Raw genomic sequence first — 19,042 nt, forward strand, 5'->3', positions numbered from 1 at the left:
GACCTGAGCAATGAAAATTTTTTGGTTTATTCCAACACATGGTGATAGTCGCTATTTAGGTACAAGCAAAGGCGCTCGCCAAGTAGATCATGCTTATATGAAACAGATTGCGGTTGCCGTAGACAACTTAGGCTATGAAGGGGTCTTGATTCCAACAGGACGTTCTTGTGAAGACCCATGGATCACAGCCGCAAGCCTGATTGATGCAACAAAAAATTTAAAATTCTTAGTTGCATTACGTCCAGGGGTCACAACGCCTGCATTGGCTGCACGTATGGCAGCAACTTTTGACCGCTTATCGAATGGTCGTGTCTTGCTTAACCTTGTTACAGGTGGTGATGAAGAAGAACTCAAAGGTGATGGTTTATATGAAGACCATGCCACACGCTATAAAACTGCAGCAGAATACACCACCATTTGGCGTGAAATTTTAAAACGTTCACATACCGGAGAATCTTTTAGTTTTCACGGCGAACGCCTCCATGTCGATGATGCTAAATTGCTTTATCCACCGATTCAAACACCCTATCCCCCACTGTGGTTCGGCGGTTCTTCTGAAGATGCCATTGAACTTGCAGCAGATCAGGTCGATACCTATCTTACATGGGGAGAACCACCAGCTGCAGTCAAAGAAAAAATTGCCGTGGTCAGAGCACGTGCTGAAGCCAAAGGTCGCCAACTCAATTACGGTATTCGCTTGCATGTGATTGTGCGTGAAACCAATCAACAAGCATGGCAAGCCGCAGAAGAGCTGATTCAATATGTCGATGATGCCACCATTGCTGCGGCACAGAAAAAATTCCAACAAATGGATTCTGTGGGTCAGCGCCGCATGGCTGAGTTACATAATGGTGATCGTACCAAACTCGAAGTTTCACCTAACCTTTGGGCAGGTGTGGGCTTAGTCCGTGGCGGTGCAGGTACCGCATTGGTTGGTGACCCACAAACAGTGGCAGATCGTATCCAAGAATATGCTGATTTAGGTATTAGTACTTTTATTTTCTCAGGCTATCCACACTTAGAGGAATCGATTCGTTTTGCAGAATTGGTATTCCCATTGTTGCCTTTGCAAACACGTCAAAAGCTCACTCAACCCAACTTAACAGGTCCTTTTGGTGAAATCGTTGCCAACAACTATACACCTGAGGAAAACAAGCAAAAAACACCTGAAAAGGAACTTGCATGACGACCCAGCTCAAAAATAAAAGCATCACAGTTTCACGTGAAACACCACAATTCTGGCAGCGATTACTGCCTTGGATTGTGCCCATTTTACTGATCATTGTATGGCAAATCGCTTCAAAAACAGGAATGCTTGAAAGCCGTGTTCTTCCTGCGCCAAGTGCTGTGGTGAGCGCCTTTTGGACGCTATTGGTCAGTGGTGAACTTTGGCAACATGTCAAAGTCAGTGCAGGTCGCGCCCTACTTGGCTTATTGGTCGGTGGCGGTTTAGGTTTATTGCTTGGTCTGCTCAATGGCTCATCCAAAATTGCATCAAATTTGCTGGATACCACTTTGCAAATGATCCGTAACATTCCTGCACTCGCATTGATTCCACTCGTGATTCTTTGGTTTGGTATTGATGAATCAGCAAAACTATTTTTAGTGGCTGTAGGTGTATTTTTCCCAATTTATATCAATACCTATCATGGTATTCGCTCGGTCGACCCTCAATTGATTGAAATGGGGAAAAGCTATGGTTTAACACGTTGGCAACTGTATAAAGACGTTATTTTGCCTGGCGCGATGCCCTCTATTTTAGTCGGTTTACGTTTTGCATTAGGTTTAGTGTGGGTTCTGCTAATTGTCGCTGAGACCATTTCTGCACAATCTGGTATTGGTTATATGACCATGAATGCCCGTGAGTTTTTACAAACCGATATCGTATTAGTCGGTATTTTACTCTACGCACTTTTAGGAAAATTAGCCGATGTCTTAGCACAAGGATTAGAACGCTATTTATTGCGTTGGCATTCAGGTTATCAAAAATAAGGAATACGCTCATGACCGATTTAAGCATCAGCCAATATGTCAATCATTTCGATATTTCAGACCATGCACAAGGCACACCAACCAAGTCAGGTGCAGAAATTCACATCGAACAATTGCATAAATTTTATGATGACGTCAAAGTGCTAGAAGACCTTGATCTCAACATTGAAGCAGGTGAATTCGTTGCCATCGTGGGACGTAGTGGTTGTGGTAAAAGTACCCTCTTACGTCTCATTGCAGATTTAGAACAACCCAGCTATGGTGAGATCAAATTCAAATCTGTGCAGAACTTTCGTGAAGGCATTACCTCAGATGATATTCGTGTCATGTTCCAAGACCCACGCCTTTTACCATGGAAAAGTATTGCAGATAATATCAAACTCGGATTAGCTCAATCACAATATGACAAAGCCGAACAATTATTAGAAAAAGTAGGCTTAAAAGAAAAAGCCAAACTGTGGCCATCTCAACTTTCAGGTGGACAACGCCAACGTACGGCACTCGCACGCGCATTATCACATACGCCACGTGTCTTATTGCTTGATGAACCTTTAGGTGCATTGGATGCACTCACACGCTTGGACATGCAGAATTTGATCGAAAAATTATGGTTAGAACAAGGTTTTACCACAATCTTAGTCACGCATGATGTCAGTGAAGCTGTCCAATTGGCAGATCGCATTATTTTGCTTGATCAAGGTCATATTGCGCAGCAATTTAAAATAGACCTTCCCCGTCCACGACAAAAAGGTGCTAAATTTGCAGAATTGGAACAACAAATTTTAAATACGGTATTGTCGACTTAATTTTATAATAATAACTTTAAATCTCTTAAAGTTATTATTTTTTAAATTAGAAAACATGTTTTATTAAATTGATTAAAAATTCTTAACAACCTAAAAATTTTTCTCTATTTAAAATTAAAATCAGCTTAAAAAAAAAGATTTATTTTCTTCCATATTTCCTACTGTATGCATTATTTTTGTGCATATAAATTAAATAAATACCTTTTTGGGATTAAATAATAAAACTTCATAATAAATGTGAAGAATATTTAAAAATAGTCACTTAGACCTGTGCACAAATCAGACATTTTACCGTACAATTTAGTGATTATTTTTTTAATTCAGTAATGCGATGGAACAAAAAAAGAGTGCTCAGAAACGACAGCAGTTGCTTAATGCTGCTTTAGACGTATTTTCTATTTACGGATTCAATGGTGCAAGTCTTGAGGAAATTGCCCAACTTGCTGAAATGCACAAATCCAATATTTTCTATTATTATGAAAATAAAGAAGCGCTATATGTTGAAGTCTTAACGACTGTGATGCAAAAATGGCTTGCCCCTTTACAAATGCTAGAAGCAGATTTAGAACCTGTTGAAGCGCTTAGTCATTATTTAACGACTAAAATAGAGGTTTCTCGTACACAGCCTAAAGCTTCTAAATTATTCGCTTTAGAAATTATTCAAGGTGCACCCCATATTTTACAGATCCTTAAAGGACCACTTAAAAAGCTTTTTAAACGTAAAGCAAAAGTGATTGCGACATGGCAAGAGCAAGGTAAAATTTCCGATCAAATTGATCCTGAGCTACTGATTATTAATATTTGGGGTTTAACTCAAAATTATGCTGATTTCAGTACCCAGATCGAGATGGTGACAGGTAAAACTTTAAAAAATAAAGTGATGTTCCAACGCTCTGTTCAACACACGATTCATATGATTTTATACGGTGTCATCCCAAGATAATTTGCACAGGCAAATTCTTGTATGGCATACGACCATAGAACACTATGGTCGCCAGATTTTTTATTTGGGCTCAAATACTTTTATATAATTCTAATAACTTTTGTGCACCAAATAATAAATTTTCTTCCCAATCTAAATGTGCTGTGTCGTTAGCACCATCGGTAATATATTTTACTGAAATTAAACGTACACCTAATTTTTTACAGACTTTGGCTAAGGCATAGCCTTCCATATCAACCAAATTACACGATACTTTCGGTAAACTGATTTCAAAATTATCCCCTGTGCCACACACACCTTTGGCTAAATCCTTAAAGTATGGTTCTAAATGAATCGCACTTGGAAAATGCTCATCCATAGGGGTGACACCCACCTCAAAACCTAAAGGTGATACATCCATATCACGTTGTACAAAAGTAGTGACTTCTACCAACTCATGTGCATTAAATACAGAGCTCCCTGCTGTACCTAAGTTTAATAAAGTTTTACATTGAGTGTTTTGGATAATTTCAAATGCTTTAAATGCAGCATTCACTTTACCAATCCCACTGTAATGTACCGCGATATTCTCTTGTTCGAATAAACCTTTTGACTCACTTGCGAGTGCCATCACTAAGGCTAAATCTTGTTTCATAACAATACTTCAATACTCAAAATCTAATGAAATAAAAATGGGAAAACAAAAAAGCCAACTTAAAATCAAGCTGGCTTTTTTACTTTGAACACTATTTTAGTCAAATAAACGGTCAAAGAATGATTTTTTCTTTGGTGATGATTTATTGTCATCACCATCCATAGTTGCTTGTAACTCTTTCAATAACTCACGTTGTCGTGCAGTTAGGTTAACAGGCGTTTCCACCACGATGCGGCAGAGTAAATCACCTTGCATACTGCTACGCACAGGTTTAACACCTTTACCACGTAAACGGAACATTTTACCTGTTTGTGTACCTTCAGGTATTTTCAAGCTCACACGACCTTCTAAAGTCGGAATCTCGATTTCTTTACCCAAAGCTGCATCTGCAATCGTTACAGGCACATCCATATATAAGTCAGCGCCATCACGTTGGAAAATTTCATGCTCACGCACAACCACTTCAACGTACAAATCACCGGCTTGACCATCACGAATGGCTTCGCCTTTACCTGTCAAACGTACACGATCACCATTATCTACACCTGCAGGAATCGTCACTTCAAGCGTTTGTTGACGATCTTTTACCCCTGAACCATGACAGGTATTACATGGGTTTTTAATGATTTTCCCTTGTCCACGACATGTGCTACAGGTTTGCTGAACAGAGAAGAAACCTTGTTGCATACGCACTTGACCCGCACCATGACAGGTTTTACACGTTTCAACATCATTTGGATTTTTAGACCCTTTACCATCACATACATCACATGGTGCAGGTGCTGTAAAGGTAACGGTTTTTTTCACCCCTTTTACAGCTTCTTCTAAAGTCAGTTCCATCACATAGCGTAAGTCAGACCCACGGCGTGCACGCTGTTGCTGACGACCACCGCCACCAAAAGCACCACCGAAAATATCGCCGAACTGGCTGAAAATATCTTCTGCGCTGAATCCGCCACCGCCGAAACCACCGCCGCCCATACCGCCTTCAAAGGCTTGATGCCCCATGCGGTCGTACATGCTACGTTTTTCGCTGTCGGATAAAACTTCATAAGCTTCAGCACATTCTTTAAACTTTTCTTCAGCTTCAGCGTTGTCTGGATTACGGTCTGGATGATATTTCATCGCCATCTTACGGTAGGCTTTTTTAATTTCATCATCACTAGCGGTTTTAGAAACGCTTAAAACCTCATAATAATCACGTTTAGCCATGATTGGCGATGCTCCACAAAATTTGATCAATCTTCACTGCCAAGTAAAATGGGGACACTGCTCCACTTTTACAAGTTCATTCATAAAAAATTTAGAATACAGCTTTACTTTTTAGATATTTATTGAAACCTTTCAACCATGCATTCAGTAGGTATAGCCATGAAATTGCGCTAAAAACCACCCCAATCACAGTACATGCTTTAACCCAAAGCATCGAGTCCCAATAAAAGAAAATCAGCGGAATGAACCACAAAGCAGCAAAAGCAGCTAAAAGAAGAAAAATAATGATATTTCGCATGACCCATAAAGCTTGGGCTTGAATCCAAACCTCTGGGTTTTCAGCTACAGCAACTTTACGTGCAAGAAAATACGAAATAACGGCGCTAATTATTGTGAATAATGCGAGAAACATAAAGACGTAAGAGATCGTCATATAGCGACGATGCTGTTTGAGATTGTCTTGCCCCATAGGTGATTTTTTATACCTCAATCCATCACATCATTTTACATATTTTGTGTGGAAACATCTAATACGACTTACTAGAAAAATTTTAGGTGCTACTATATTGAATTTTTCAAAAGTTCGCACCTAAATTTCATAAATTTCTAGGCAGATTTTGCATATTTTTTTACTTTGAACCATGCAGCATAAAGCGCGGGTAGAAAAAATAATGTTAAAAGTGTCGCAATGATCAAACCGCCCATAATCGCGACAGCCATAGGGCCAAAGAAAATACTGCGAGATAATGGAATCATCGCCAAGACCGCAGCGAGCGCTGTTAGAATAATCGGTCTAAACCGCCGCACTGTAGCATCTAAAATAGCATTCCATGGATCCTGCCCAGATAAAATATCTTGCTCGATTTGATCAATCAGAATCAGTGAGTTACGCATGATCATGCCCGATAACGCAATCGTGCCAAGCATGGCGACAAAACCAAACGGCTTATTTAACAAGAGCAAGAATAACACAACGCCAATTAAACCCAATGGCGCAGTTAAAAATACGATGAATGAACGTGAAATACTCTTCAGCTGAATCATCAATAAGGTAAACACAACCGCAAGAAATAACGGCATACCTGCATTGACTGAGCTTTGTCCTTTAGCGGATTCTTCAACTGTTCCGCCCACTTCAACTAAATAACCATTTGGCAATTCAGTACGCAGTTGATCCATCTGTTCAGACAACTCGCCCACCACAGTGGCAGGTTGTAAATGGCTCCGAATATCTGCACGTACCGTAATCGTCGGTAAACGATTGCGATGCCAAATCAAACCATCCTCAAATTTATAGTGAATATTGGCAATTTGCGATAACGGCACTGCCCCCCCTTGGGTTGTCGGTATAGCTAAATTTGCAAGTGAACCCACTTCGATGCGTTCTGCCTGATCACCACGCAAGCGAATATCAATCAACTCACGTTTTTCACGATATTGATGAATCATTGCCCCAGAAATTGAACTATTTAAAAAATTGGCAATATCTACACTGCTCACGCCCATTTGACGTGCACGGTCTTGGTCAATTTGCAATGAAATGATTTTACTTGGCTCACCCCAATCTAAATGCACGTTGGTGGTGTTGGTGTTTTGTCCTACGATGCCTGAAACTTTGTGTGCAAGCTGACGTACGGTATTTAAATCTTCACCCGATACACGATATTGAATTGGATAACCGACAGGTGGACCATTTTCCAATAATGCCACGCGAGTACGTACTTGTGGTAACAGTTGACGAATTTGGGTGTCTAAGGATTGACGAATTTCATCACGGTCATCTAAAGATGATGCCAAAACGACAAACTGTGCAAAACTTGCTTGCGGTAACTGCTGATCAAGCGGTAAATAAAAACGTGGTGAATCTGTTCCGACATAGGCCACATAATTATCAATGCCCTTTTGTTTGGCTAAAAATGCTTCAACCTTTTTCACCGCTTGTTCAGTCGCAGCCAAAGATGCCCCTTCTTCTAATTTTAAATCAACCAAAATTTCAGCACGATTTGACGGTGGGAAAAACTGCTGCGGCACAAACTTAAACATCACGACCGACAAAGCAAAAATAGCAACAGTGACCGCAATGACAGTTTTACGATACATCACACACGCATTGACCAATGCTCTAAAACGTTGGTAAAACTTGGTTTGATAAGGGTCATAGTGTTCATTGCTATGATGCACGATAGCCTGCGATTCATGTTGCTTGCGTAGACGTGCCCATAAACGTTGATACCACGGCGCTTTTTGTACTGTTTGATTAAAATCAGGTAAAAGTTTGTCGCCTAAATATGGGACAAAAACGACAGCTGCAATCCATGACACAATCAATGCAATGGTCACCACTTGGAAAATCGAACGCGTATATTCACCTGTACTTGACGCTGCTGTTGCAATGGGCAAAAAACCTGCGGCAGTAATCAAAGTCCCTGTCAGCATCGGGAAAGCGGTACTTGTCCATGCATAACCCGCGGCTTTCATACGGCTATAGCCTTGTTCCATTTTAATTGCCATCATTTCAACCGCAATAATGGCATCATCCACCAAAAGACCTAAGGCAAGAATCAATGCTCCCAAGGAAATTTTATGCAATCCAACATCGAATAAATTCATCCCTGCAAAAGTCATTGCAAGAACCAATGGAATGGAAAAAGCCACCACCAAACCTGTACGGAAACCCAGTGAGAAAAAACTCACCAATAACACGATAATAACGGCTTCTGCTAAAACCTGAATAAACTCATGAATACTACGTTGTACCGCCACAGGTTGATCGGATACTTTTTGTAGCTGCATCCCAAGCGGCAAGGTTTTTTGTAGATGGGTAAATTCTGTCTCTAAATTTTTGCCTAAGGCAATGATGTCACCCCCTTTGCGCATAGACACTGAGATCCCAATGCCATTTTCACTATTAAAGCGCATACGAGGCTGTGCAGGTTCGCTAAAACCACGATAAACCTCAGCCACATCGCCCAATTGAATGGTTTTATCTCCCACCAATAATGGCATTTGTTTTAAATCATCAACTGATTTTAAAGCACCGCCTACACGGACTTGAATACGGTCTGAACCAGTTTCAAAAAAACCTGCACTCGCCATGCTATTTTGTTTTTGTAATGCGTCTTGAATGGCGGTAACAGGGATACCCAGTTGAGTAGCTTTGGTATTTGACAGTTCAATCCAAATTTTTTGGTCTTGTAAGCCCACAAGCTCAACTTTACCCACGTCTTTCACCCGTTGTAACTGAAGCTGTAAACGGTCTGCGTATTCTTTCAAAGTAGCATAGTCAAAATCTTTGCCTGTTAAAACGTAAATATTACCGAAAGTATCGCCAAATTCGTCATTAAAAAACGGACCTTGCACCCCACTAGGCAGTTGATGCTGAATGTCACCGACTTTCTTACGAACTTGATACCACACATCAGGAATCTCACTAGATTTCAACGAGTCTTTGGCAACAAATGTAACCAATGATTCACCTGGGCGTGAATATGCTGCGATCCGATCATACAACCCTGTACTCATCAGCTGTTTTTCAATACGATCTGTCACTTGCAATGACACTTCTTCTGCCGTTGCCCCCGGCCAATAGGTCTGTACAACCATCACTTTAAAGGTAAATGGTGGGTCTTCACTTTGAGAAAGTTTAGAATAAGAAAGGCTCTAGACTAGCAAAATGATTATGTTAGTCTAGAATCATGATAGAAAACAGTAAATTAAGTCACTACAAGATTAAAAAAATTATTCAATGCTTTTGTGTTGATATTCCTGCTTCCAAAACAGCCTTATTACTCAATTTAAATCGTAATACGATTAACTATTGGTACATGCTTTTTAGAGAAACTATCTATGATCATCAAACAGATTTAAGAGCTAAGTTTGTTGGTTCAATAGAAGTAGATGAAAGCTATTTTGGAGCGAAAAGGCAACGTGGGTTTCATGGAAAGTTAAAGCGTGGTCGTGGGACTCTAAAACAGCCAGTATTTGGAATATTCGAACGTAATGGGCGCGTCTATACTGAAATCGTACCTGACTGTAAAATGAAGACTTTACAAGAGGTTATCATTGGTAAAGTTTCACTTGAGAGTGTGATTTATAGTGATGGATGGCGTGGCTATAATGGTCTTGTTGATGTGGGCTATTCAAAGCATTTTAGGGTAAATCACGGAGCAAATGAGTTTGCTAGAGGAGAATGTCATATAAATGGAATAGAATCATTTTGGAGCTTTTGTAAAAGAAGGCTAGCAAAGTTTAACGGCATATCAAAAGAGTACTTTGATTATCATCTTAAAGAAACTGAATGGCGTTGGATGAGGGAACCTAATGAGTTAGCAACTGAGCTGTGGAACCTCATTAGGTAAAATTAAGTGTAAATCTGCTAGTCTAGAGCCTAAGAAAATATGCCCACTATACCGAGCAAAATCATAAAATAAAGGACTAAACCTTTATTCCTCAGCGCCCATTCAGACAAGTTAAAGGATTGAAATGCATTCATCATTACACTCCTTTATTCAGGCTAACAACACGATTTTCACGATCGATCGCTTTAATTTTTTGTTTTTCTCTCAGTAAATGCACACCACCGATCACCACCCAATCATTTGTAGTTAAACCTGTGAGAATGGGTACACTGTCACGTCCATAAGCGCCTAAGCGCACAGGTACTTTACGAATCGTTTGATCGCTATTCACCACCCAAACATAAGGCTGATCATTATTTGCCGAAACACTAGATAACGGTACGCTTAAGACATGCCCCACATTTTGATTAAAGAAGACGCGTGCACTTTGCCCAAGCTGAATGACAGACTGCCCTTCTCTCAATGCTACTTTGACACTAAAAGTACGCGATTGGTCTGCCGCAGGTGAAATTTCACGGACATAAGCAGCAAATTTATCTTGAGGTTTTGACCACAATGTCACCCATGCATCTTGCCCAACTTTGATCTGTGTAATGGCTTGTTCAGGTACACCAATAACAACATCACGCTCACCATCAATTGCCAATTGATAAGCAGTTTGTCCTGCGGCCAGTACTTGTCCAACTTCAATATTACGTTGGGTAATGACCCCATTTTTATTGGCAAGCAATTGGTTATAACGCGTTTGGTTTGCCGTCACTTCATAATTGGCTTGTGCTTGTTTCAATGTCGATAACGCAGCCTCATACTGATTTTTCACCGCATCATATTGTGAACGGCTCACTGCATTACTCGGCAGCAATTGTTGAAAACGTTTAAATTCATCACCTGCAGTTTTCACTGAGGATTGTGCATTTTCGAGTTGCGCTTTGGCTGAGTTGAGCTGTAGTTGAGCATCTTTAATATCAAGTTTTGCCAGAATCTGCCCGACTTTAACCCGATCTCCAACATCGACATAACGTTCTGTAATCTGTCCCCCCACACGAAATGCCAATGCCGTGCTTTGGCGAGCTTGTACATCACCTGCATAACTTTTTTGGTCTTCATTCGAGGTCATGGGCTGTGTGACCATCACAAAAGGAATTTCTTCCGCTTCTGGCGCTGGTTTTTGACACCCCGCTAAAACCACACTACACATCACCATCATGCTAATAATACTTGCTTTAAAAATACTCATACGCAATGCTCTTATTGAAACGTTTTTTTTCGGGCAGAATAGACATCAAGTAAATGAATGTTTTATCGATCTTGTGATCAATCACATACTGATCATGATTTAATTCCTTTTGAAAATTTTCAATTTTTAATTAATATACCGTAAGGTACATTAATTATTTTTGAATGCAAAAGTAAATGACCTAATTGACTTTTTTTGGAAAATTTAGTGCACACACATGTTGGTCGTCCAAAAGACTTAGAAAAACGAAAGCAGATTTTAGAAGCAGCCAAAGCATTGTTTTTATTACATGGTTATCATGGCTCAAGTATGAATCAAATTGCTAAAGCGGCAGGTGTGACTAAACTGACGGTCTATAACCATTTTCAAGACAAAGAAAATTTATTTACCTGTGCTATTGAGGAAACCTGTGAAGAATCCATTAATGCTCGACCATTAGGTTTAAATGCACATAGCGATTTTAAAGCTTGTTTTTATCAAGCCTGTGAATTGGCAATGAATATCATTTATTTACCTGAAGCCCTTAAACTCGATCATTTACTGCTCGAACTTGCTGCACAAAAAAATCCACTTGCTCTAAAATTTTATAATGCTTCACACCAACGTATGTGGAACGTTTGGCAAGAGTTTTTACAACAAGCCACAACCTTTAAGTTTATTCGCCCTGATGAAATCGAGAAACAGACTGATCTGATTCTGTCGTTATTATTGGGAGTACGTCATCATGAAGTGTTACTTGGTATTCGCCCTATACCCGATGCTCAAGAAAAACATCTCATCATTCAAGAGAGTATAGATTTATTCCTTTTACGCTATAACCCGATGTGAATGTATTGAATTTCTAAATAATACTTCTGGTTTTTTTACGGCATACTGTTTTTAAGGATATAAATCGCTGTTGAAATCGCCGACTGCTTTTCTACTTTTGTAGGGGGTCTACTTGGAATGTCAGCATAGCAAGTTATAGTCATCAGGATAAGAATTGGAGAATAGCAATGATTCAACAAATTAATGCTCCACTGCGTGAGGATGTACGTTTACTCGGGAATCTTTTAGGTGAAACCCTAAAGGAACAAGCGGGACAAGATTTGTTTAATCAAATTGAGCAAATTCGTGCCTTAGCCAAAGGTGCACGTGATGGTCAAGTTGAAGCAGAAAAACAACTCGAACAATTATTTCTTCACTTAAAAGATGATGAGATTTTGCCACTGACTCGTGCATTTTCACATTTTTTGAATTTTTCAAACATTGCTGAGCAATATCATGTCGTGCGTAGTCGTCGCCAAAGTGAGTTTGATGAAAATGAACCCTCTCCAAATGTACTCGTTCCGCTCTTTGAACAATTTAAAAATAAGAACATCACGACTACTCAACTTTACCAACAAGTCTGTGAACTGAGCATCGAATTAGTGCTTACGGCACATCCAACTGAAGTCAGTCGCCGTACCTTGATTCAAAAGTATGATGGTATTAATAATTGTCTATCCAAATTTGACCAACAAAAACTTACACCTAAACAACGTGCAGAGGTTTTAGCAGATTTAAAACAATTGATCTGTTCTGCATGGCAAACGGATGAAATTCGTCAGCACCGCCCAACCCCTGTAGATGAGGCAAAATGGGGCTTTACCACCATTGAGCAAACCTTGTGGAATGCTGTGCCAAAATTCATCCGTGAATTAGATGACTTAGTACAACAAAATTGCGACAAAGCTTTACCTTTAGACATTTCGCCAATTCGCTTTGCATCATGGATGGGGGGTGACCGTGATGGTAATCCAAACGTGACCCACAACATTACCCAAGAAGTTTTGTGGTTATCCCGTTGGAAAGCGACAGACTTATATGTACGTGATATTGAAGACTTACGTTGGGAGCTGTCCATCGCTGCATGTTCAGATGAACTCAAACAAGCCTTAGGCAGTGAACATCCTGAACCATATCGTGAATATTTACGTGCAACTCGTACCCGCTTAAAGGCTACTCGTCAATGGTTAGCAAGTAAGCTGCAAGGACAACATTCCGATGTAGACCGCAGTCTGATCATTCGCCATAAAGATGAACTCTTACAACCACTGCTGCTCTGCTATCGTTCATTGATTGACAGTAATTTACCTGAAATTGCCAATGGCAAATTGCTCGACTTTATTTATCGGGTGAATTGTTTCGGTATTGAATTGCTCAAACTCGATATTCGTCAGGAATCAGGTCGTCATCGCCAAGCGATTTCAGCAATTACCGAATATTTAGGACTTGGCAATTTTGAAACGTGGACAGAACAAGCACGTCAAAATTTCCTCATTCAAGAGTTACAAAGCAAACGTCCACTCTTGCCAAAGCATTTAAATGAACCTGCCAATAGCCTGATTGAACATCCTGATGTACAAGAAGTGTTTGCCACAATGCGCACGTTGGCAGAACAGCCCAAAGAAAGTTTAGGTGCTTACATCATTTCTATGGCGGAATATCCAAGTGATGTTTTAGCTGTTTTACTCTTGCAAAAAGAAGCAGGTATTGAGCATCCATTACGTGTGGTGCCGTTATTTGAAACTTTAAAAGATTTGGACAGTGCCGCAAATACCATGAACACCTTGTTCAATATGCATTGGTATAAACAGCATATTCAAGGCAAACACGAAGTCATGATTGGTTACTCAGACTCGGCTAAAGATGCAGGCTTCATGTCAGCAAACTGGGCACAGTATCGTGCCCAAGAAGAGTTAACTGCTGTGGCAAAACAACACGGCGTACAATTGACGCTGTTCCATGGTCGTGGCGGTTCAATCAGTCGTGGTGGTGCACCAACGCAACAAGCATTATTCTCACAACCACCAGGGTCAATTTCAGGTGCGATTCGCGTCACTGAACAAGGCGAAATGATTCGCTTTAAATTTGGTTTGGAAGAGATTGCCTTACAAAATCTAGAAATTTATACCGCTGCTACACTTGAAGCAACCTTACTACCACCACCTGAACCTAAACAGGAATGGCGTGATTTGATGCACACCATGACGGATTTATCCGTACAGGTCTATCGTCAAACGGTACGTGAAAACCCACACTTTGTTAAATACTTACGCACCGTAACACCTGAACTCGAATTGCAAATGCTGCCGCTCGGTTCACGTCCTGCAAAACGTAAAGTCAGTGGGGGCATTGAGTCATTGCGTGCGATTCCATGGGTCTTTGCATGGACACAAATCCGTTTGATGCTGCCAGCATGGCTCGGTACAGGTGCCGCAATTAACCAAGTGATTCATCAAGGACAAAAAAATCTGTTGGATGAAATGCTCGCAGAATGGCCATATTTCCAAACCTTAATCGATATGCTCGAAATGGTTTTGTCAAAAGCAGATTCTAATATTGCACTGTACTATGAATCGCATTTAACCGATGACGAAGACCTCAAAGTATTGGGGGCTGAATTACGTCAACGCTTACATGATGCAGTACAAACATTGTTGGCAATGAAAGGTGAATCGCAACTTTTAAGCTCAAATGATGTTCTAGATCAAGCGATGAAAGTACGTAAGCCGTATCTATTGCCTTTGCATTTACTACAAGCGGAATTGATGAAACGCCGTCGTGCCTATTTGGTTGAAAAACAAGCCGAACATACTCCTGTAGATCATGCCCTGATGGTGAGTATTGCAGGAATTGCGGCTGGATTGCGTAACACAGGCTAAAAAGCAGACATCTCAAAACAGGAGAGCACAATAAATGCTCTCCCTTTTTGGCAAAATTTTTATTTTTGGATAAATTTGTCTCTTGCCGCTTCATTAAAAATAAAAAAATTCATCCATAAATTAATATTTAATTCTGCATTTTTTTAATTTTATATATTTTTAATACTTTGATTTTGTTTATTTAGATTTTAAAAAAATTTTACCAAATGGTATAAGTCACCAATAATTCCTAATAAATGCAACCCTTTAGTTTGACTAAAATGATTAAAACTCAATAGCAGAAAGAGTATGATGGGCGCAATTTGTTTTTTGAGCGCTCAATTTATGTCCAATTGGTTTCCCAAATGGCGTCCTTATCATGGCAGTATCGATGCACGGCCTGTCGGAACGAATGAATATCTCCCTCCTGCTCAAAGTGTTGTTCTCGGCATCCAACATGCTTTCGCGATGTTTGGCGCAACCGTACTCGCACCCTTTTTAATGGGCTTCGATCCCAATCTTGCGATTTTAATGTCAGGGATTTGTACGATCTTGTTCTTTATCATCACCGGTGGTCGAGTTCCAAGTTATTTAGGATCTAGCTTTGCCTTTATTGGTGTCGTCATTGCAGCAACAGGTTATGCCGCATCAGGTACAGGTGCGCCGAATGTGAATATTGCCCATGCAGCAGGCGGGATTATGGCATGTGGTATTTTATATGCTATTTTCGGTTTTATTGTCATGGCGACAGGCACAAAATGGATCGAAAAACTCATGCCTCCTGTCGTTACAGGCGCCGTCGTCATGATTATTGGTCTAAACCTTGCTCCTGTCACAGTCAAAGGTGTTGCTGGTAATAACTTTAATATGTGGATGGCATTGGTCACTGTACTGTGCATGGGCTCAATTGCCGTATTCACCAAAGGTTTATTACAACGCTTATTGCTTTTAGTCGGTTTATTGTCAGCGTATTTGATCTATTTTATCGTTGCCAATGTCATGGGCAATGGTACACCGATTAACTTTGCGCCCATCCAAGAGGCTGCTTGGTTTGGTATCCCAAGCTTTCACTCACCTGTTTTTGATGTCAATGCTATTCTCATCATTGCTCCGATTGCTTTGATTTTAGTGGCTGAAAACTTAGGTCATATCAAAGCGGTTAGTGCCATGACAGGTGAAAATCTTGATCCGCATATTGGTAAAGCGTTTGTCGCAGATGGGATCGCAACGACACTGTCTGGTGGTGTTGGCGCACCAGGGATGACCACCTATGGTGAAAACATTGGTGTTATGGCGGTCACTCGAGTTTACTCGACTATTGTCTTTGTCATCGCAGGTGTATTTGCTATTTTCTTAGGTTTTTCACCTAAGTTTGGTGCGGTGATTCACACCATTCCGACTGCAATTTTAACAGGTGCTTCGATTGTGGTTTTTGGTCTAATTACCATTGCAGGTGCGAAAATTTGGATCGAAAATAAAGTTGATTTTTCCAAAAATAAAAATTTGATGGTTGCAGCAGTCACCATTATTTTAGGTACTGGTGATTTTGCCCTTCAATTTGGTGACTTTAACTTAGGTGGAATTGGTACTGCAACATTTGCAGCATTGATTTTAAACTGGTTCTTTAGTCTAAAAGATCCATCTGAATAAAATAATAAAAGCATAAATTTATATTTTAAAAGCAGCTGAGAAGCTGCTTTTTATATTTTCACCAATACTAAGCAACATATGTCTAGAATAAAAAATATATTGATCAAAGTTTAGGGGGGATTCTTCATCCCCTTAACTCAACTCGGTTAAGGGCTTTTTATTTCTATCGTTGAAACATTAACGTTGTTGGCTGTCTAATAACGCCTTTAAGCAAGGAGAAAAGAATAAATGACCTTGGTACATGCCTTTTAAAGTTTTCGCCATCACCATGACCCAAAGCATCATCAAAATTGCTGCAAATGCCAAACCTGTATTCACAATAAAACTCACATGCAACTGATGCCCCAGATTTAACACTGCCAAAGTAAATACACCCAATGGAAATGTCAGTCCCCACCAACCGAGGTTAAACGGTAAGTCTGTGGCCGCATGTTTCAATGTAGTCAACACGGCTATGGCAAACCACCACACCCCAAAGCCAAGCAGGATAAAACTCGCTACGATGCCTGCATTTTTAAAGAACACACCCAATTGTTCTAACTGAATATAAGCCAAGACTTGTGGTGCTTGAGCACCTAAAACCAACAATGCCAATGCCCCTGTACCAATCGGTCCCAAAGCCAGCCAACCACTGATTGCCAATTCTTTGCCAGGCAGTTTATGCAATGCCAGACGTAACATTAAAATGGTCAAGATTGCAAAAGCAGGCAATACAGACATACCCCATAGTATATAACTTGCAAATAAAATACCGACTGCCTGTTGCCCTGCTGCCAAATGCGCCAACAATAAACCACCAGAAGTTGCTGTGACTTCACACGCCACGATTGGCAGTAACCACATTGCAGTCATGCTATGTAACTGATGCTCTTGCTTATAGAACATACAAAATGGAACCAATACCCCGATGCCCACTGCTAAAATCGCATCCACGAACCACAGGACTTGTGCGATCTGAATCGCGACATCACCATACAATGCAACGCCATATTTTAAAAAGCCATTGAGTACTGTCGCTAAACCCATCGGAATCGCACCTAAAAACAATGCCATGCTTGGGTGGGAAAAAATCTGCTTTGCTTCCTGAGGATAAATCAACCAACGTAATGCATAAACTAAGCTAAATACGATGAATACAAACGCGTTGAATTGCCATAATGCTGTTGCCCCTTGCCATAAAATCTCTTGTGCAAATGGAAATTCGGGTAAAATCAATGCCACCACACCTGTGCCCATGGTCATGGTGAACCAGTTCGGGGTAAACTGCCGAATCACATTACGGCTTTGTTTCAGTTGATAAAATGGCTTTTTCATGGCTTTTTCCTCATTTCAGCAGATAAATTGATTATAAAAGGCCTTATTAATAAATAAAATTGATTTGTTTTTATAAAATGAATCAGTTTTATTGATATAAATGTATATTCACATTAAAAATTTCTGGATAAAAACACAACAACAAAGACGAAACTGTGAGAATATGGCAATATATATCCTTTCAAATTTTAAGTTTATTTTGAAATCATGCAGCTGTTACGTCTAAATGCCTTAGCACCGAATTTACAATTGCCCCAAACCGCAGTGACGATTGGCAATTTTGATGGTGTCCATTTGGGACATCAAGCCATGGTTTCTCAACTTCAGGAAGTTGCTCAAGCCAAAAATCTGAAAACATTGGTGATGATTTTTGAGCCACAACCATTGGAATTTTTTAAAGCTTATGATGCACCACCACGCATCACCTCACTCAGAGAAAAAGTAGAATATTTGACTGAATTGGGTGTGGACTACATTGCGATTGCGAAGTTTGATAATCAATTCCGTAGTCTGAGCGCTGAAAATTTTGCTGATGTTTTAAAAGATAAACTCAATGCACAAAGCCTGATTTTGGGTGATGACTTTCACTTTGGTAAAGACCGTCAGGGCAACAGCGAATTTTTAAAAAAATATGGTTTTGATGTCACCAATCTGACCACTATCGAATTTGATGGTGAGCGTGTCAGTTCAACGCGTATTCGTCAGGTGCTGCAAGCGGGCGATTTGGCTTTGGCGGCCAAATTATTGGGACGTCCTTATAGCATGATTGGACGAGTTCAATATGGCGACCAGATTGGACGCACCATCAATTTCCCGACCATCAATGTTCGTATGGGGCGCCATCGACCATGTTTAAATGGTATTTATGGGGTTGAAGTGATATGTGAAACCACATCTTTAACTGAAAAAGTCAAAGCCGACAATCCAGATAAAACAGGCATTTTAGGCTACCAAACGAATGCCTTATATGGTGCTGGACATGTCGGTACTCGCCCTGCCATCAAACAGGATCATCCTGAATGGCGATTAGAAGTACATTTCCCTGATGTTTCTGCTAATCTGTATGGCTTGTTAATGCGGGTAACTTTTCTCGACTATTTACATGGCGAGTTAAATTATCCTTCGCTTGAAGCACTTCAGGCAGGAATTGACGATGATGTTGAGCGATTACTTGAATTTCGCAAAAATACACCCCATTTTCCGTTCTAAACCCAAATTTTTTATTGTAAAA

General features: G+C 40.2%; 14 protein-coding genes and 2 pseudogenes. 9 read left to right on the forward strand and 7 right to left on the reverse strand.

Features of this window, described 5'->3' with window-relative positions:
* The first annotated feature begins 10 nt into the window (after positions 1–10).
* The 4 genes from ssuD to G0028_RS18700 all read left to right on the forward strand — a co-directional run bounded on the left by ssuD (position 11) and on the right by G0028_RS18700 (position 3,741).
* Positions 11–1,186 (forward strand): FMNH2-dependent alkanesulfonate monooxygenase, encoded by a 1,176-nt coding sequence (gene ssuD / locus G0028_RS18685; RefSeq protein ID WP_180047078.1) that lies wholly within the window; start codon positions 11–13, stop codon positions 1,184–1,186.
* Positions 1,183–1,992: an aliphatic sulfonate ABC transporter permease SsuC gene (gene ssuC / locus G0028_RS18690; protein WP_180047080.1), complete on the forward strand. Its 810-nt coding sequence runs from the start codon at positions 1,183–1,185 to the stop codon at positions 1,990–1,992. Before ssuD ends, ssuC begins: the two co-directional genes overlap by 4 nt.
* An 11-nt stretch (positions 1,993–2,003) precedes the next feature.
* Positions 2,004–2,798, forward strand: coding sequence for an ATP-binding cassette domain-containing protein (locus G0028_RS18695; protein ID WP_180047082.1), 795 nt, complete (start codon positions 2,004–2,006; stop codon positions 2,796–2,798).
* A 331-nt stretch (positions 2,799–3,129) separates the two neighbouring features.
* Positions 3,130–3,741 carry a TetR/AcrR family transcriptional regulator gene (locus G0028_RS18700; protein ID WP_130075231.1) on the forward strand — a complete coding sequence of 204 codons (612 nt, stop codon included), beginning with the start codon at positions 3,130–3,132 and terminating at the stop codon, positions 3,739–3,741.
* A 70-nt stretch (positions 3,742–3,811) separates the two neighbouring features.
* Here the strand turns inward: G0028_RS18700 and G0028_RS18705 are convergent, their stop codons facing one another.
* From G0028_RS18705 to G0028_RS18720, 4 genes and pseudogenes are all read right to left on the reverse strand, one after another.
* Positions 3,812–4,375 carry a 5'-nucleosidase gene (locus tag G0028_RS18705; protein ID WP_130075232.1) on the reverse strand — a complete coding sequence of 188 codons (564 nt, stop codon included), beginning with the start codon at positions 4,373–4,375 and terminating at the stop codon, positions 3,812–3,814.
* A 96-nt stretch (positions 4,376–4,471) separates the two neighbouring features.
* Positions 4,472–5,587 carry a molecular chaperone DnaJ gene (gene dnaJ, locus G0028_RS18710; protein ID WP_130075233.1) on the reverse strand — a complete coding sequence of 372 codons (1,116 nt, stop codon included), beginning with the start codon at positions 5,585–5,587 and terminating at the stop codon, positions 4,472–4,474.
* A gap of 91 nt (positions 5,588–5,678) precedes the next feature.
* Positions 5,679–6,056 (reverse strand): hypothetical protein, encoded by a 378-nt coding sequence (locus tag G0028_RS18715; protein ID WP_180047084.1) that lies wholly within the window; start codon positions 6,054–6,056, stop codon positions 5,679–5,681.
* A 137-nt stretch (positions 6,057–6,193) separates the two neighbouring features.
* Positions 6,194–9,247 (reverse strand): annotated as a pseudogene (locus tag G0028_RS18720) (efflux RND transporter permease subunit); the annotation flags it as partial.
* Between the two features lie 35 nt (positions 9,248–9,282).
* On the opposite strand from G0028_RS18720, the gene G0028_RS18725 reads away from it, so the two are divergent.
* Positions 9,283–9,945 carry an IS1595-like element ISAcra1 family transposase gene (locus tag G0028_RS18725; RefSeq protein WP_004783898.1) on the forward strand — a complete coding sequence of 221 codons (663 nt, stop codon included), beginning with the start codon at positions 9,283–9,285 and terminating at the stop codon, positions 9,943–9,945.
* A gap of 32 nt (positions 9,946–9,977) precedes the next feature.
* Here G0028_RS18725 and G0028_RS21410 read toward each other — a convergent pair.
* A pseudogene (locus G0028_RS21410) lies at positions 9,978–10,079 on the reverse strand (hypothetical protein); the annotation flags it as partial.
* Between the two features lie 2 nt (positions 10,080–10,081).
* Positions 10,082–11,182 (reverse strand): efflux RND transporter periplasmic adaptor subunit, encoded by a 1,101-nt coding sequence (locus G0028_RS18730; protein WP_180047379.1) that lies wholly within the window; start codon positions 11,180–11,182, stop codon positions 10,082–10,084.
* Positions 11,183–11,389: 207 nt separating this feature from the next.
* Here G0028_RS18730 and G0028_RS18735 point away from each other — a divergent pair, with 207 nt between their 5' ends.
* The 3 genes from G0028_RS18735 (at position 11,390) to G0028_RS18745 (ending at position 16,497) form a co-directional block, all read left to right on the forward strand.
* On the forward strand, positions 11,390–12,010 hold the full coding sequence (locus tag G0028_RS18735) for a TetR/AcrR family transcriptional regulator (RefSeq protein ID WP_180047377.1): 621 nt from the start codon (positions 11,390–11,392) through the stop codon (positions 12,008–12,010).
* Positions 12,011–12,177: 167 nt separating this feature from the next.
* Complete coding sequence (gene ppc / locus G0028_RS18740) at positions 12,178–14,868, forward strand: phosphoenolpyruvate carboxylase (protein WP_180047375.1); 2,691 nt, start codon at positions 12,178–12,180, stop codon at positions 14,866–14,868.
* Positions 14,869–15,192: 324 nt separating this feature from the next.
* Positions 15,193–16,497, forward strand: a complete 1,305-nt coding sequence (locus G0028_RS18745; RefSeq protein ID WP_180047373.1) for a solute carrier family 23 protein — start codon at positions 15,193–15,195, stop codon at positions 16,495–16,497.
* Between the two features lie 177 nt (positions 16,498–16,674).
* Here the strand turns inward: G0028_RS18745 and G0028_RS18750 are convergent, their stop codons facing one another.
* The gene (locus G0028_RS18750) at positions 16,675–17,811 is read right to left on the reverse strand and encodes a TDT family transporter (RefSeq protein ID WP_180047371.1); all 1,137 of its coding nucleotides are present in this window, start codon (positions 17,809–17,811) and stop codon (positions 16,675–16,677) included.
* Positions 17,812–18,018: 207 nt separating this feature from the next.
* Here G0028_RS18750 and ribF point away from each other — a divergent pair, with 207 nt between their 5' ends.
* Entirely contained in the window at positions 18,019–19,020 is a 1,002-nt protein-coding gene (gene ribF, locus G0028_RS18755) for a riboflavin biosynthesis protein RibF (protein WP_180047369.1), read from the forward strand.
* The last annotated feature ends 22 nt before the right edge of the window (positions 19,021–19,042 follow it).

This window comes from Acinetobacter piscicola (genome assembly GCF_015218165.1).
GTDB lineage: Bacteria > Pseudomonadota > Gammaproteobacteria > Pseudomonadales > Moraxellaceae > Acinetobacter > Acinetobacter piscicola_A.

Excerpts from the sequence above, each read along its gene's own strand:
- G0028_RS18700 (WP_130075231.1), top strand. The coding sequence starts at position 3,130 with ATGGAACAAAAAAAGAGTGCTCAGAAACGACAGCAGTTGCTTAATGCT.
- dnaJ (WP_130075233.1), bottom strand. The coding sequence starts at position 5,587 with ATGGCTAAACGTGATTATTATGAGGTTTTAAGCGTTTCTAAAACCGCT.
- G0028_RS18695 (WP_180047082.1), top strand. The coding sequence starts at position 2,004 with ATGACCGATTTAAGCATCAGCCAATATGTCAATCATTTCGATATTTCA.
- ssuD (WP_180047078.1), top strand. The coding sequence starts at position 11 with ATGAAAATTTTTTGGTTTATTCCAACACATGGTGATAGTCGCTATTTA.
- G0028_RS18715 (WP_180047084.1), bottom strand. The coding sequence starts at position 6,056 with ATGGGGCAAGACAATCTCAAACAGCATCGTCGCTATATGACGATCTCT.
- G0028_RS18745 (WP_180047373.1), top strand. The coding sequence starts at position 15,193 with ATGTCCAATTGGTTTCCCAAATGGCGTCCTTATCATGGCAGTATCGAT.
- G0028_RS18705 (WP_130075232.1), bottom strand. The coding sequence starts at position 4,375 with ATGAAACAAGATTTAGCCTTAGTGATGGCACTCGCAAGTGAGTCAAAA.
- ribF (WP_180047369.1), top strand. The coding sequence starts at position 18,019 with ATGCAGCTGTTACGTCTAAATGCCTTAGCACCGAATTTACAATTGCCC.
- G0028_RS18750 (WP_180047371.1), bottom strand. The coding sequence starts at position 17,811 with ATGAAAAAGCCATTTTATCAACTGAAACAAAGCCGTAATGTGATTCGG.
- G0028_RS18725 (WP_004783898.1), top strand. The coding sequence starts at position 9,283 with ATGATAGAAAACAGTAAATTAAGTCACTACAAGATTAAAAAAATTATT.
- ssuC (WP_180047080.1), top strand. The coding sequence starts at position 1,183 with ATGACGACCCAGCTCAAAAATAAAAGCATCACAGTTTCACGTGAAACA.
- ppc (WP_180047375.1), top strand. The coding sequence starts at position 12,178 with ATGATTCAACAAATTAATGCTCCACTGCGTGAGGATGTACGTTTACTC.
- G0028_RS18730 (WP_180047379.1), bottom strand. The coding sequence starts at position 11,182 with ATGAGTATTTTTAAAGCAAGTATTATTAGCATGATGGTGATGTGTAGT.